The 14024-nt window shown below is 60.4% G+C and carries 12 protein-coding genes; 9 read left to right on the top strand and 3 right to left on the bottom strand.

Translation table 11 applies throughout. The features are described 5' to 3' along the window. Positions 1-120 precede the first annotated feature (120 nt). Positions 121-1383, top strand: coding sequence for an ATP-binding protein (locus M0808_RS20735; protein ID WP_247842307.1), 1263 nt, complete (start codon positions 121-123; stop codon positions 1381-1383). Beyond that, positions 1376-1936, top strand: a complete 561-nt coding sequence (locus M0808_RS20740; protein WP_003221630.1) for a response regulator transcription factor — start codon at positions 1376-1378, stop codon at positions 1934-1936. Before M0808_RS20735 ends, M0808_RS20740 begins: the two co-directional genes overlap by 8 nt. A 71-nt stretch (positions 1937-2007) precedes the next feature. Here the strand turns inward: M0808_RS20740 and M0808_RS20745 are convergent, their stop codons facing one another. Continuing rightward, entirely contained in the window at positions 2008-2334 is a 327-nt protein-coding gene (locus tag M0808_RS20745) for a hypothetical protein (protein ID WP_134785433.1), read from the bottom strand. A gap of 270 nt (positions 2335-2604) precedes the next feature. Between M0808_RS20745 and M0808_RS20750 the strand changes: the two genes are divergently transcribed. Further along, positions 2605-4332 carry an ABC transporter ATP-binding protein/permease gene (locus tag M0808_RS20750; RefSeq protein WP_247842308.1) on the top strand — a complete coding sequence of 576 codons (1728 nt, stop codon included), beginning with the start codon at positions 2605-2607 and terminating at the stop codon, positions 4330-4332. 191 nt (positions 4333-4523) lie between these two features. Beyond that, positions 4524-5273: a FadR/GntR family transcriptional regulator gene (locus tag M0808_RS20755; protein ID WP_177416188.1), complete on the top strand. Its 750-nt coding sequence runs from the start codon at positions 4524-4526 to the stop codon at positions 5271-5273. A gap of 145 nt (positions 5274-5418) precedes the next feature. Here the strand turns inward: M0808_RS20755 and M0808_RS20760 are convergent, their stop codons facing one another. After that, the gene (locus tag M0808_RS20760; RefSeq protein ID WP_134785435.1) at positions 5419-5607 is read right to left on the bottom strand and encodes a hypothetical protein; all 189 of its coding nucleotides are present in this window, start codon (positions 5605-5607) and stop codon (positions 5419-5421) included. 2 nt (positions 5608-5609) lie between these two features. Next, on the bottom strand, positions 5610-6923 hold the full coding sequence (locus M0808_RS20765; RefSeq protein ID WP_247842309.1) for a phospholipase: 1314 nt from the start codon (positions 6921-6923) through the stop codon (positions 5610-5612). Positions 6924-7160: 237 nt separating this feature from the next. Here M0808_RS20765 and kdgD point away from each other — a divergent pair, with 237 nt between their 5' ends. The 5 genes from kdgD to M0808_RS20790 all read left to right on the top strand — a co-directional run bounded on the left by kdgD (position 7161) and on the right by M0808_RS20790 (position 13996). Further along, positions 7161-8072 carry a 5-dehydro-4-deoxyglucarate dehydratase gene (gene kdgD / locus M0808_RS20770; protein ID WP_007981458.1) on the top strand — a complete coding sequence of 304 codons (912 nt, stop codon included), beginning with the start codon at positions 7161-7163 and terminating at the stop codon, positions 8070-8072. Between the two features lie 60 nt (positions 8073-8132). Next, entirely contained in the window at positions 8133-9578 is a 1446-nt protein-coding gene (locus M0808_RS20775; protein WP_027610827.1) for an aldehyde dehydrogenase family protein, read from the top strand. Positions 9579-9736: 158 nt separating this feature from the next. Beyond that, positions 9737-11101, top strand: coding sequence for an MFS transporter (locus M0808_RS20780; protein WP_247842310.1), 1365 nt, complete (start codon positions 9737-9739; stop codon positions 11099-11101). An 11-nt stretch (positions 11102-11112) separates the two neighbouring features. Further along, positions 11113-12666, top strand: a complete 1554-nt coding sequence (gene garD / locus M0808_RS20785) for a galactarate dehydratase (protein WP_027610829.1) — start codon at positions 11113-11115, stop codon at positions 12664-12666. Positions 12667-13054: 388 nt separating this feature from the next. After that, complete coding sequence (locus M0808_RS20790) at positions 13055-13996, top strand: AEC family transporter (RefSeq protein WP_041072811.1); 942 nt, start codon at positions 13055-13057, stop codon at positions 13994-13996. Positions 13997-14024: the final 28 nt, after the last annotated feature.

Consider the following 14024-nt stretch of genomic DNA (forward strand, 5'->3'; position numbering starts at 1 on the left):
GTGTGAGATAGCCGATTTTTCTGGTAGCGCCATGTGGTCATTTGCCGCACTTTCGCCTCTCAAAGGCGCGGCTTGGTTATACTCCGTGCGATCCGCCTGGAGCGCTCATCAGGAGAGCTCATGCTCGCCCCCGTACAACTGACTTCCGCCACTCGCCAGAACCTCTGGCGGCTGACCTTCATTCGCACCCTGGTGCTCGCCGCGCAGGCCGGTTCCGTCGGCCTGGCTTACTGGCTGCAACTGCTGCCGTTGCCGTGGGTGCAACTGGCGATGACCCTCGGCTGCTCGATTCTGCTGTGCGTGTTCACCGCCGTGCGCCTGCGCACTTCATGGCCGGTGACCGAGCTCGAATATGCCCTGCAACTGGCCTGTGATCTGGTGATCCACAGTGCGCTGCTGTATTTCTCCGGCGGTTCGACCAACCCGTTCGTTTCCTACTACCTGGTGCCGCTGACCATCGCGGCGGTGACGCTGCCGTGGCGTTATTCGGTGATTCTGTCGGGTATCGCGCTGGCGCTGTACACCGTGATGCTCACGCGTTTCTACCCGTTGGAAACTCTGCCGGTGGCCCGCGAGAACCTGCAGATCTACGGCATGTGGCTGAGCTTCGCGCTGGCGGCTGCGGTCATCACGTTTTTCGCTGCGCGCATGGCTGAAGAGCTGCGTCGTCAGGAAGAATTGCGTGCGATTCGCCGCGAAGAAGGCTTGCGCGATCAGCAATTGCTCGCCGTCGCCACTCAGGCGGCCGGCGCCGCGCATGAACTCGGCACGCCGCTGGCGACCATGAGTGTGTTGCTCAAGGAAATGCAGCAGGATCATCCCGACGCGATGCTGCAGGACGACCTCAAGGTGCTGCAGGACCAGGTCAAACTCTGCAAAGAAACCCTGCAGCAACTGGTGCGCGCCGCCGAAGCCAACCGGCGTCTGGCGGTAGAAATGCAGGACGTGACCCAATGGCTCGACGAAGCGCTGAATCGCTGGCACCTGATGCGTCCGGAAGCCAGTTACCGTTTCCAGCGTCTCGGCCAGGGCACGGTGCCGCGCATGGCGCCGCCGCCGGACCTGACCCAGGCGCTGCTCAACCTGCTGAACAATGCCGCCGACGCCTGCCCGGAAAATCTTCAGGTGACGCTGGACTGGGACGCGGAAACCGTGACCATCAGCATTCGTGACCACGGCGCCGGTGTGCCGCTGGCCATCGCCGAGCAGATCGGCAAACCGTTTTTTACCACCAAGGGCAAAGGTTTCGGCCTGGGCCTGTTTTTGAGCAAGGCCAGCGTGACACGCGCCGGCGGCTCAGTGAAACTCTATAGTCATGAGGAAGGCGGCACGCTCACCGAGCTGCGCCTGCCCCACGGCGCCCGAGGAGACCAACATGAGTGACGAAATCCAAGTCGAAGGCGAAGAACTGCCGCATTTGCTGCTGGTCGACGACGACGCAACGTTCACCCGCGTCATGGCCCGTGCCATGGCTCGTCGTGGCTTTCGCGTCAGCACCGCAGGTTCCGCCGAAGAAGGCCTGACCATCGCCCAGGCCGACCTGCCGGACTACGCCGCGCTCGACCTGAAAATGGACGGCGACTCCGGCCTGGTGCTGCTGCCCAAGCTGCTGGAGCTGGATCCGGAAATGCGCGTGGTGATCCTCACCGGTTATTCGAGCATTGCCACCGCGGTCGAAGCGATCAAGCGCGGCGCCTGCAACTACCTGTGCAAACCGGCCGACGCCGATGACGTACTGGCCGCGCTGCTCTCCGAGCACGCCGACCTCGACAGCCTGGTGCCGGAAAACCCGATGTCGGTTGACCGTCTGCAATGGGAGCACATCCAGCGTGTGCTGACCGAGCACGAAGGCAACATTTCCGCCACTGCCCGCGCCCTGGGCATGCACCGCCGCACCCTGCAGCGCAAACTGCAGAAGCGCCCGGTTCGTCGTTGAGAGGTTTTCTGGCCGAATGAGCTGGATTGAATGAAGCAGGCGCTACCCTGCATTAGGGTAGCGCCTTGGGTTCAATCTACAACCGTGAAGAACGTTTTTGGCGATGAGTATTGTTTTTCACCCAGTGTCGCTTTGCATTGCGCGTAGAGATCCAGCCCCAACCAGCTTTCCAAGGTAGCTTTTGATACCGGGAGAATAAGCTCGTTGTTTTTACCGCCTTTCTGTTCGGATTTCTTTCCGGAGGCATAACCGATCCAGGCAGCATCGATATGAACCTCGGAGTTTTTGGACCCGAATGTGAATGTAGTTCCCGAATCCCCGAGCTTGCTGATAGACAGTTTGCCATTCCTGATCGAATCGCTGGTTGGAGCATTAAGCGGGTTTTCTTCTTTGTTCATGACCAATTCCTTTCGTTGTCAGAGGGGTAATCTGCTCTCCTGATTCACAGCGAATTCCTTGCAGGAGGCCAGCCCAGTTGATCAGCCTGAATAGCCCCCCTCTACTGTCAACTCTGACAGTCCCGATGAACGGTACGTGCGCTCGCTGCGATACTGAAACCCCCATCAATCTGAACAATCCCTGAATGAGCCAGTCCCACTCTGGCGATAAAACGAACCGATCAACTATGATCGGTGCGTGTCTGTTCTTTTCTTTATCGAGCCTTTTCCATGAATCAGAACGCTGAATATTCCGCGGTCAACGATGCTGTGCGCGGGCAGTTTTTTCGCAAGGTGTGGGCGATCATCACGCCCTACTGGCGCAGTGAAGAGAAGGGCAAGGCCTGGACGCTGCTGATTGCGGTGATCGCGCTCTCGCTGCTGAGCGTGGGCATCTCGGTGTGGTTCAACACCTGGTACAAGGACTTCTACAACGCCCTGCAAAAGAAGGACGAAGCGGCGTTCTGGCGCTTGATTCTGTATTTCTGCGGCATTGCGGCGGTGGCGATTGTCGGTGCGGTGTATCGGCTGTATCTGACCCAGATGCTGACGATTCGCTGGCGGGCCTGGCTCACCGAAAAGCATTTTTCCCGTTGGCTCGCCGACAAGAATTACTACCAGCTGGAGCAGGGCGGTTACACCGATAACCCGGACCAGCGGATTTCCGAAGACCTCAATAACTTCACCTCCAACACCCTTGAACTGGGGATCGGCCTGCTGCGCAATATAGTCAGCCTGGTGTCGTTCTCGATCATTTTGTGGGGTGTGTCGGGCAGCATCGAAGTCTATGGCATCACCATTCCCGGCTACATGTTCTGGTGCGTGCTGGTCTACGCCGTGGTGGGCAGCTGGCTGACGCATTTGATCGGTCGTCGCTTGATCGGCCTGAACAACCAACAACAACGCTTCGAAGCCGACCTGCGTTTTTCCATGGTGCGGATTCGTGAAAATGCCGAAAGCATCGCGTTGTACAACGGCGAACCGAATGAGAACCGTCGCTTGAGCAACCGTTTCGGCATGGTCTGGCATAACTTCTGGGACATCATGAAAGTGTCCAAGCGCCTGACATTTTTCACTGCCGGTTACAGCCAGGCTGCGATCATTTTCCCGTTTATCGTTGCGTCGCCGCGTTACCTCGCCGGCAAGATCGAACTGGGTGAGCTGATGCAGATCAGCTCTGCATTCGGCAACGTCCAGGAGAGTTTCAGCTGGTTTATCAGTGCGTATCAGAGCCTCGCGTCCTGGCGTGCGACCTGTGATCGTCTGCTGAGTTTCCGTCAGGCCATGACCGATAACGAACAGCGTACGCCGGCCATCGACGTGCAGAATCAGGGCAGTGAATTGCAAGTGCACAACCTCGGTCTGGACTTGGCTGATGGTCGTCACCTGCTGACCAATGCCGACATGACGGTGGAGCCGGGCGAGCGGGTGATGCTCAGCGGCCGATCCGGCAGCGGCAAGTCGACGTTGCTGCGAGCGATGGGGCATCTGTGGCCGGCGGGCCACGGCAACATCCGGCTGCCGGCGGCGCGTTACCTGTTCCTGCCGCAGAAACCGTACCTGCCGATCGGCACCTTGCGCGAGGCCTTGAGTTATCCACAACCGGGCGATACCTACGCGACGGAACGTTACGCGCAGGTGCTGGAGACTTGCCGTCTGCCGCATCTGGTTGCGCGTCTGGACGAAGCCAATCACTGGCAGCGCATGCTGTCGCCGGGTGAGCAGCAACGCCTGGCTTTCGCCCGCGCCATGCTTTATGCACCGCAATGGCTGTACATGGACGAAGCGACGTCGGCGATGGATGAAGAGGATGAGGCAACGTTGTATCAGGCGCTGATCGATCAGTTGCCGGGCCTGAGCATCGTCAGCGTCGGCCACCGCAGCAGCCTGAAGCGTTTCCACCCTAGACATGTGCGGATCGACAGCGGGCATCTGGTGGAGCAGGCCGTGACCGCTTGATCACCACAACCCCCTGTGGGAGTGGGCTTGCTCGCGAAGGCGTCTCTTCAGTCGACAAATCGGTTGCCTGACACACCGCCTTCGCGAGCAAGCCCGCTCCCACATGGGGTAATGTGAGGCGGGATGTGATCGTACAACCCGCCTGCGCTATGATGCCCACCAAGCCGAATTTTCGAGACCAGACGTTGACCATGGAAAACCCGATCGACACTCCACGCCTCCCACGCAAGCGCCGCAGCCTGGCTCAGGAGCTGGTGACGGTGCTGACCGAGCAGATCCGCGACGGTCTGCTCAAGCGCGGCGACAAATTGCCCACCGAGTCGGCGATCATGCAGGAGCACGGCGTCAGCCGCACCGTGGTGCGCGAGGCGATCTCCCGCTTGCAGGCCGCCGGCCAGGTGGAAACCCGCCACGGCATCGGCACCTTCGTGCTCGACACGCCGAGCCCCAGCGGTTTCCGCATCGACCCGGCCACGGTCGTCACCCTGCGTGACGTGCTGGCGATTCTCGAATTGCGCATCAGCCTGGAAGTGGAGTCCGCCGGCCTCGCCGCGCAACGCCGCAGCTCCGAACAACTGGCGACCATGCGCGCCGCCCTCGATGCGCTGAACGACAGCGTCGCCCACGCCAGCGATGCGGTGGCCTCGGACTTCGCCTTCCACCTGGAAATCGCCCTGTCCACCGGCAACCGCTACTTCACCGACATCATGACCCACCTGGGCACCAGCATCATTCCGCGTACGCGGCTGAATTCGGCGCGCCTGGCCCATGACGATCAGCAGCACTACATGAATCGTCTGAGCCGTGAGCACGAAGAGATTTATGACGCAATTGCCCGCCAGGATTCCGATGCGGCGCGGGCGGCCATGCGTCTGCACTTGACCAACAGCCGCGAAAGACTGCGCCAGGCTCATGAAGAGGCACAAGCGCAGCGCGGATGAGTTTGCAGGTTTGATTCATGTGTTGATTGATCTACCGCTTTCGCGAGCAAGCCCGCTCCCACCCTGGATTTTCGGCAAGCCCGGACTTTGAGTTCAGCCGAGATCCATTGTGGGAGCGGGCTTGCTCGCGAAGGGGCCCGCGAATTCAGCGCGGCAATATCGAGCGATCCACCCTCACTGCCAGTTGCGCTTGCCCCGGCTTGGCAGCAAACGCCACCTCGCCTGATTGATCCACAATACCCCGCGCAATCGGCTTGCCATCTGCCAGCAACTCCAGCGGTGCACCTTGCAGCGACTGTCCCGACGCCAGTTCCAGTTTCAATCTGATCGTCATGCTCATTCTCCTTGATTGACGTTGCCCGTCGGGTGGTAGTCCTTGAGCAGCAGGTAGGTGCTCCAGCCCCACCAGTCATCGATGGTGGCGGTGTCGTTGAGGTTGTTCACGTCTTTGCGCCGCAGCACCTTGCCGCCCTCGACGCGGAACAGCGGCGCGAAGTTATTCGAAAGATTCAGCACCGCCGTCAGATCCGGCAGCCGTTGCAGCGCGGCAAACGTCGAAGGGGCGGGCACGTTGCCGCTGAGGTAAGCGGCGAAGACTTCATCCGCCGAGGCCTGCACCGCCAGGTTGACCTGGGTGCGGTTGTCCGCATCGCTGGCCTCGAAGTAGCGTTTGTCGCCGTAGGCGCGCCATTGATCGCCATGGGCGTTGCGCACTTTGAGGCCGAATTTGCTGTCCTCGTCGTGCATGAAACGGGTCACCAGCGAGCCGAGATCGCTCGGCGTGACCACCGCCGCCAGCTCTTTGCGCGGTACCCGCAGGTGGCCGGCAGAGAACAGGTCAGTGAGGAAGTGGTCGGCAAACGCGTTCATCGCGTAGGCCCGTTCCAATCGTTGTTCATCGTGAGTGGCGCGGGCCGCGACAGCGGTTTGCAGAGCGGCGGTATGGCCGGCGATGTAGGCCAGTCTGGCCCATTCGCCAAAGTGGTCGGCGTTGTTTGCCGCCAGTTTCAGATAACGCCCGAGCGGGAACAGCGCGGAGACAAAACTGCCACCGCCGGTGAGTTTGTTCCACTCTTCGGACAACGTATCTCCGAGCGCGTCGTAGGCTTCGTGCGGTGCTTTGCCGTCCTTGATCGCCTGCTTAACCGCGTCGATCTCTTTTTGCATGACCGCGAGAATCTGCGTGGCCTCGGCGCGGGAGGCCGGTAGCACGGCGAGGGAGTCGAAGGCGGCATTGAAACGGTTCAGGCGATCGGCTGGAGTCGCGCCTTCGTTGATCGGTCTATCGATCACGCCGTAGAAATCTCCGGCCAGCGCCACTACCTGGCCGTAGGTCAGCGCGAGACCGTTGGGCAAGTGCAAGGGCAGGTTTTGCGCGCGAACCGGCTCGACGTTTTCGCTGAAGCGCAGCAAGGTGTTATCGCCGATGGCCGTGTGTTCAGCGCCTTCAAAGCGCAGTGGCGGTCGAATTTTCAAGGCGTTGCCGGGGAGGGCGGTGGCAGGTTCAACATCGCCGTGGGCGTCGGCGATGTGCAGCAGCAGATGCGGATTGTCGGTGCTGAAGTGGATGCCGTTTACAGTGAAAAGATCTTCGAATCGGGCGATGAGCGGTGTGGGTCTTTCCTGTGGTTTTGCATGCAGTCCGGACATTTCTGGCTCCTTGATATGTCGTCGGTGGATTTATTTTTAGCTGTATGTATATACAGTCAAATCGAGCCTAGCCCAGATTTTTCCTACGTCAAGAACGAATCTTGTCCGACAAAAAGTGTGAGGCGACGATGAAATGCAGTTGACGGTTATCTTTTAAGTTGTACGATGACCTACAACTTCAGCGCTGGCTGAACCATAAAACTCACAAAAAATGTTGCTACCCAGGGTGTTCGAAAAATGAATCCACAAGAACTGAAGTCCATCCTCTCCGCCGGTCTGCTGTCGTTCCCGGTCACCGATTTCAATGCCCAGGGCGATTTCAACCGCGCTGGCTACATCAAACGTCTGGAATGGCTGGCCCCGTACGGCGCGTCGGCACTGTTCGCCGCCGGCGGCACCGGTGAGTTCTTCTCCCTGGCAGCCAGCGAATACTCGGAAATCATCAAGACCGCGGTCGATACCTGCGCCACCAGCGTGCCGATTCTGGCCGGTGTCGGCGGCTCGACCCGTCAAGCCATCGAGTACGCCCAGGAAGCCGAGCGTCTGGGCGCCAAAGGTCTGTTGCTGCTGCCGCATTACCTGACCGAAGCCAGCCAGGACGGCGTTGCCGCCCACGTTGAAGCGGTGTGCAAATCGGTGAACATCGGCGTGGTGGTCTACAACCGCAACGTCTGCCGCCTGACCGCGCCACTGCTGGAACGTCTGGCCGAGCGTTGCCCGAACCTGATCGGCTACAAGGACGGTCTGGGCGATATCGAGTTGATGGTGTCGATCCGTCGCCGCCTCGGTGATCGCTTCAGCTACCTCGGCGGCCTGCCGACCGCTGAAGTCTACGCCGCCGCCTACAAGGCGCTGGGCGTGCCTGTTTACTCGTCGGCGGTGTTCAACTTCATCCCGAAAACCGCGATGGATTTCTACCACGCGATTGCTCGCGAAGATCACGCCACCGTCGGCAAGATCATCGACGACTTCTTCCTGCCGTACCTCGACATCCGCAACCGCAAAGCCGGTTACGCCGTGAGCATCGTCAAGGCCGGGGCAAAAATTGCCGGCTATGACGCAGGCCCGGTGCGCGCACCGCTGACCGACCTGACCGGCGAAGAGTACGAAATGCTCGCTGCGCTGATCGACAAGCAAGGCGCGCAATAAACACCGACCCACAAGGCCGCTGAGCAATCAGCGGCTTTTGCGTAGAGAGGAGAATTTTCTGTGGCTGATTCCAAGCGTTACGACAACTACATCAACGGTGAATGGGTCGCCGGTGCCGACTACTCGGCCAACATCAACCCGTCCGAGTTGAGCGACACCATCGGCGATTACGCCAAGGCTGACCTGACTCAGGTTAACGCCGCTATCGATGCGGCCCGCGCCGCGTTCCCGGCGTGGTCGACTTCGGGCATTCAGGCCCGTCACGATGCGCTGGATAAAGTCGGCACGGAAATCCTCGCCCGTCGCGAAGAACTCGGCACCCTGCTGGCCCGGGAAGAGGGCAAGACCCTGCCCGAAGCCATCGGCGAAGTGACCCGCGCCGGCAATATTTTCAAGTTTTTCGCCGGTGAATGCCTGCGTCTGTCCGGCGATTACGTGCCGTCGGTGCGCCCGGGCGTCAACGTTGAAGTGACCCGCGAAGCCCTCGGCGTGGTCGGTCTGATCACCCCGTGGAACTTCCCGATTGCGATCCCGGCATGGAAGATTGCTCCGGCATTGGCCTACGGCAACTGCGTGGTGCTGAAACCTGCGGATCTGGTGCCGGGTTGTGCCTGGGCGCTGGCGGAAATCATCTCCCGTGCAGGCTTCCCGGCCGGCGTGTTCAACCTGGTGATGGGCAGCGGTCGAGTGGTCGGTGAAGCGCTGGTCAACAGCCCGAAAGTCGATGGCATCAGCTTTACCGGTTCGGTGGGCGTGGGTCGGCAGATCGCTGTTAATTGCGTGTCGCGCCAGGCCAAGGTGCAGCTGGAAATGGGCGGCAAGAACCCGCAGATCATTCTCGACGACGCCGACCTCAAACAAGCGGTCGAGCTCTCGGTGCAGAGCGCGTTCTATTCCACCGGCCAGCGTTGCACGGCGTCGAGCCGCCTGATCGTCACCGCCGGGATTCACGACAAATTCGTCGAGGCCATGGCCGAGCGCATGCAGTCGATCAAGGTCGGCCACGCGCTGAAATCCGGCACCGATATCGGTCCGGTGGTTTCCCAGGCGCAGCTTGAACAGGACATGAAGTACATCGACATCGGCCAGTCCGAAGGTGCACGTCTGGTCAGCGGCGGTGGTCTGGTGACCTGCGACACCGAAGGCTACTTCCTCGCGCCAACGCTGTTTGCCGACAGCGAAGCGTCGATGCGCATCAGCCGTGAAGAGATTTTCGGCCCGGTGGCCAACGTCGTTCGCGTGGCCGATTACGAGGCGGCGCTGGCGATGGCCAACGACACCGAGTTCGGTCTGTCTGCCGGCATAGCCACCACGTCGCTGAAGTACGCCAACCACTTCAAGCGCCATTCGCAGGCCGGGATGGTGATGGTCAACCTGCCGACCGCCGGTGTCGATTACCACGTTCCGTTCGGTGGCCGTAAGGGTTCATCCTATGGCTCACGTGAGCAAGGGCGCTATGCGCAAGAGTTCTACACCGTGGTGAAAACTGCCTACATCGGTTCCTGATACACGCAATACCTGTGGGAGCTGGCTTGCCAGCGATGCGGACGACGCGATATGTCCTCGTACCGCGGTGATGCCATCGCTGGCAAGCCAGCTCCCACAAAAGCAACACCAAAGAAGATTCACCCGCGCATAAAAATAATCAGTGGGAGTACATCTACATGCAATCGTCCAAGCCGACTCACGTCCGCTATTTGATCCTGCTCATGCTGTTCCTGGTGACCACGATCAACTACGCCGACCGCGCGACCATCGCCATCGCCGGTTCCAGCCTGCAAAAAGACCTCGGCATCGACGCGGTCACCCTCGGCTACATCTTCTCTGCTTTCGGCTGGGCCTACGTTGCCGGGCAGATTCCCGGTGGCTGGCTGCTCGATCGCTTCGGCTCGAAAAAAGTCTATGCCCTGAGCATTTTCACCTGGTCGCTGTTCACCGTGCTGCAAGGCTTTGTCGGTGAATTCGGCATGTCCACGGCGATCGTTGCGCTGTTCATGCTGCGCTTTCTGGTGGGCCTGGCCGAGGCGCCATCCTTTCCCGGCAACGCGCGGATTGTCGCGGCCTGGTTCCCGACTGCGGAACGCGGTACCGCCTCGGCGATCTTCAACTCGGCGCAATACTTTGCCACCGTGCTGTTTGCACCGCTGATGGGCTGGATTGTGTATCGCTTCGGCTGGGAACACGTGTTCATCGTCATGGGTATGTTCGGCATCGTGTTCTCGGGCATCTGGCTCAAGGTTATCCACAGCCCGCGTCAACATCCGCTGGCCAACGAAGCCGAGGTGCAGTTCATCGCCGACAACGGCGGCATGGTCGACATGGACGTCAAGCAAGGCAAAAAATCCGACGGTCCGAAGTGGGATTACATCCGTCAGTTGCTGACCAACCGCATGATGCTCGGTGTATATCTGGGTCAGTACTGCATCAACGGCATCACCTATTTCTTCCTGACCTGGTTCCCGGTGTACCTGGTGCAGGAGCGCGGCATGACTATTCTCAAAGCCGGTTTCATTGCCTCGCTGCCGGCAATCTGCGGTTTCATAGGTGGCGTGCTTGGCGGGGTGATTTCCGATTACTTGCTGCGCAAAGGGCATTCGCTGACCTTCGCCCGCAAGGCACCGATCATCGCCGGATTGCTGGTGTCGAGCAGCATCGTCGCTTGCAACTATGTCGATGTTGAATGGATGGTGGTCGGCTTCATGGCCTTGGCATTCTTCGGCAAAGGCGTGGGCGCGTTGGGCTGGGCAGTGGTGTCCGACACCTCGCCGAAACAGATCGCCGGTCTGAGCGGTGGCCTGTTCAACACCTTTGGCAACATCGCCTCGATTACCACGCCGATCGTGATTGGCTACATCATCAGCTCCACCGGTTCGTTCAAGTGGGCGCTGGTGTTCGTCGGTGCCAACGCACTGGTCGCGGTGTTCAGCTACCTGGTGATCGTCGGCCCGATCAAACGTGTGGTGCTCAAAGAGCCGCCAACCAACGGTGGTTCTGAAATCACCGGCAAATTGTCTCAAGCGCATTCCTGAGGAGCGGCGTCATGCAGTTGATTGAACATTCCGACTCGCCGCGCTACATCCGCCTGCACGAGCGGGACAACGTAGTGATTGTGGTCAACGACCAGGGCGTACCGGCCGGCACCGAATTCCCGGACGGTCTGGTGACCGTGGATTTTGTGCCGCAGAGCCACAAGGTCACCCTCGAGGACATTCCCGAGGGCGGCCAGGTGATTCGCTACGGCCAGACCATCGGCTACGCGTTGCAGCCGATCCCGCGTGGCAGCTGGGTCAAGGAAGATCAACTGCGCATGCCGACCGCGCCGCCACTGGACAGCCTGCCGCTGTCCACCGAGGTGCCTGCCGCGCAGGCCCCGCTGGAAGGCTTCACGTTCGAGGGTTATCGCAACGCCGACGGCACCGTCGGTACGCGCAATATTCTCGGGATCACCACCACGGTGCAGTGCGTGACCGGCGTGCTCGATCACGCGGTGAAACGCATCAAGGACGAGTTGCTGCCGAAATACCCGCATGTCGATGATGTGGTGGCGCTGACCCACAGTTACGGCTGCGGCGTGGCGATCACCGCCACCGACGCCTACATACCGATCCGCACCGTGCGCAATCTGGCGCGCAACCCGAACCTGGGTGGCGAAGCGCTGGTGATCAGTCTGGGCTGCGAGAAATTGCAGGCCGGGCAGGTGATGCACGAGGATGACGCCTCGGTGGATCTTAGCGAGCCGTGGCTGTATCGCCTGCAGGATTCCAGTCACGGTTTCACCGAGATGATCGAGCAGATCATGGCGCTGGCCGAAGTCCGTTTGAAGAAGCTCGACCAGCGCCGCCGCGAAACCGTGCCGGCCTCCGAGCTGATCCTCGGCATGCAGTGCGGCGGCAGCGATGCGTTCTCCGGCATCACCGCCAACCCGGCGCTGGGTTATGCCTCGGACTTGCTGCTGCGCGCAGGGGCGACGGTGATGTTTTCCGAAGTCACCGAAGTGCGCGATGCGATTTATCTGCTGACTTCCCGTGCCGAAACCAAAACCGTGGCGCAGGAACTGGTGCGTGAGATGGACTGGTACGACCGCTATCTGGCCAAGGGCGAAGCGGATCGCAGTGCCAACACTACGCCGGGCAACAAGAAGGGTGGGTTGTCGAACATTGTCGAGAAGTCGCTGGGTTCGATCGTCAAATCCGGTAGCAGCGCGATCAATGGCGTGCTCGGCCCGGGCGAGCGTTTCAAGCAGAAGGGTTTGATTTTCTGCGCCACGCCGGCGAGTGATTTTGTCTGCGGCACCTTGCAGTTGGCAGCGGGGATGAACCTGCATGTGTTCACCACCGGGCGTGGCACGCCGTATGGCCTGGCGATGGCGCCGGTGGTCAAGGTCTCGACCCGGACCGAACTGGCGCAGCGCTGGCCGGATCTGATCGACATCGATGCCGGACGGATCGCCACCGGGCGCGCGACCATCGAGGAATTGGGCTGGGAGTTGTTCCACTACTACCTGGATGTGGCGAGCGGCAAGCAGCAGACGTGGGCGGAGAAGCACAAGCTGCATAACGACATCACCCTGTTCAATCCGGCGCCGATTACCTGATGGTTTGTGAGGCAAAAGCTACCCTCACCCCAACCCTCTCCCGGAGGGAGAGGGGGCCGATCCGGGAATATTCTAGTAATACACCGACCTGAAAGGGATCTACCGAATCCATAATCGACTCGGTCTCTCGGGTCGATGTATGACGCACCACACCTCAGTCAGCCCCCTCTCCCGGAGGGGGAGAGGGGCCGATCCGGGAATTTTAATAATACGCCGACCTGAAAATGCTTTGCCGAATCCATAGTCGACTCGGTATTGCAGGTCAATGTATGACGCACCACACCTCACCCTAACCCTCTCCCTCCGGGAGAGGGTTAGGGTGAGGGGCTTTTCAAGCTTTTGGCTTATCATTAAGCCCTGACGACGCTCACCCAAAGGCTCCCCCGGCATGCTGGCAATCTTCCTCGAAACCTTGAACATCACCGCGCCGGTGTTCGCCATGCTGTTCCTCGGGGTGTTGCTCAAGCGCATCGACTGGATCAACGACAACTTCATCCACACCGCCTCGGCGCTGGTGTTCAACGTCAGCATGCCGGCGCTGCTGTTTCTCGGGATCCTGCATGCGGACCTGCATGCCGCGCTGCAACCGGCGCTGCTGATCTATTTTGCGGTTGCGACGCTGGTGAGTTTTGCTCTGGCCTGGGGCTGGGCGATCATCAAGTGCCCGCGTGAAGATCGCGGCATCTACACCCAGGGCGCGTTTCGCGGCAACAACGGGGTGATCGGTCTGGCGCTGGCGGCGAGCATGTACGGCGACTACGGGATTTCCCTCGGGGCGATTCTCGCGGCGCTGGTGATCCTGTTTTACAACACGCTGTCGACCATCGTGCTCGCGGTGTACAGCCCGGTGATCAAGTCCGATCCGTGGAGCATCTGCAAAAGCGTGTTCAGCAACCCGCTGATCATCAGCGTGATTGCCGCCGCGCCGTTCGCGTATTTCCAGATCAGCCTGCCGGGCTGGCTGGAAACCTCCGGCCAGTATCTGGCGCAAACCACTTTGCCGCTGGCGCTGATCTGCATTGGTGGCACGCTGTCACTGGCGGCGCTGCGCAAGAGCGGCAGCATGGCGCTGAGTTCGAGTCTGGTGAAGATGATCGGCCTGCCGGTGCTGGCGACGCTGGGGGCGTGGTTGTGGGGCTTTCGTGGCGCAGAGCTGGGGATTCTGTTTCTGTACTTCGGCAGCCCGACGGCGGCGGCCAGTTTCGTCATGGCCCGGGCGGCGCAGGGCAATCATGAGCTGGCAGCGGCGATCATTGTGCTGACCACGCTGATGGCGGCGGTGACCACCAATATCGGGATCTTTCTGTTGCAGTGGGGTGGGTGGATCTAGCCTGAGACTCGGGTTGCTCCTGCGGGCC

This window comes from Pseudomonas sp. MWU12-3103b (assembly GCF_023100615.1).
GTDB lineage: Bacteria > Pseudomonadota > Gammaproteobacteria > Pseudomonadales > Pseudomonadaceae > Aquipseudomonas > Aquipseudomonas putida_A.

Bases quoted from the DNA above. Each gene is read 5' to 3' on its own strand.
- M0808_RS20735 (WP_247842307.1), top strand. From the start codon at position 121: ATGCTCGCCCCCGTACAACTGACTTCCGCCACTCGCCAGAACCTCTGG.
- M0808_RS20740 (WP_003221630.1), top strand. From the start codon at position 1,376: ATGAGTGACGAAATCCAAGTCGAAGGCGAAGAACTGCCGCATTTGCTG.
- M0808_RS20745 (WP_134785433.1), bottom strand. From the start codon at position 2,334: ATGAACAAAGAAGAAAACCCGCTTAATGCTCCAACCAGCGATTCGATC.
- M0808_RS20750 (WP_247842308.1), top strand. From the start codon at position 2,605: ATGAATCAGAACGCTGAATATTCCGCGGTCAACGATGCTGTGCGCGGG.
- M0808_RS20755 (WP_177416188.1), top strand. From the start codon at position 4,524: ATGGAAAACCCGATCGACACTCCACGCCTCCCACGCAAGCGCCGCAGC.
- M0808_RS20760 (WP_134785435.1), bottom strand. From the start codon at position 5,607: ATGACGATCAGATTGAAACTGGAACTGGCGTCGGGACAGTCGCTGCAA.
- M0808_RS20765 (WP_247842309.1), bottom strand. From the start codon at position 6,923: ATGTCCGGACTGCATGCAAAACCACAGGAAAGACCCACACCGCTCATC.
- kdgD (WP_007981458.1), top strand. From the start codon at position 7,161: ATGAATCCACAAGAACTGAAGTCCATCCTCTCCGCCGGTCTGCTGTCG.
- M0808_RS20780 (WP_247842310.1), top strand. From the start codon at position 9,737: ATGCAATCGTCCAAGCCGACTCACGTCCGCTATTTGATCCTGCTCATG.
- garD (WP_027610829.1), top strand. From the start codon at position 11,113: ATGCAGTTGATTGAACATTCCGACTCGCCGCGCTACATCCGCCTGCAC.
- M0808_RS20790 (WP_041072811.1), top strand. From the start codon at position 13,055: ATGCTGGCAATCTTCCTCGAAACCTTGAACATCACCGCGCCGGTGTTC.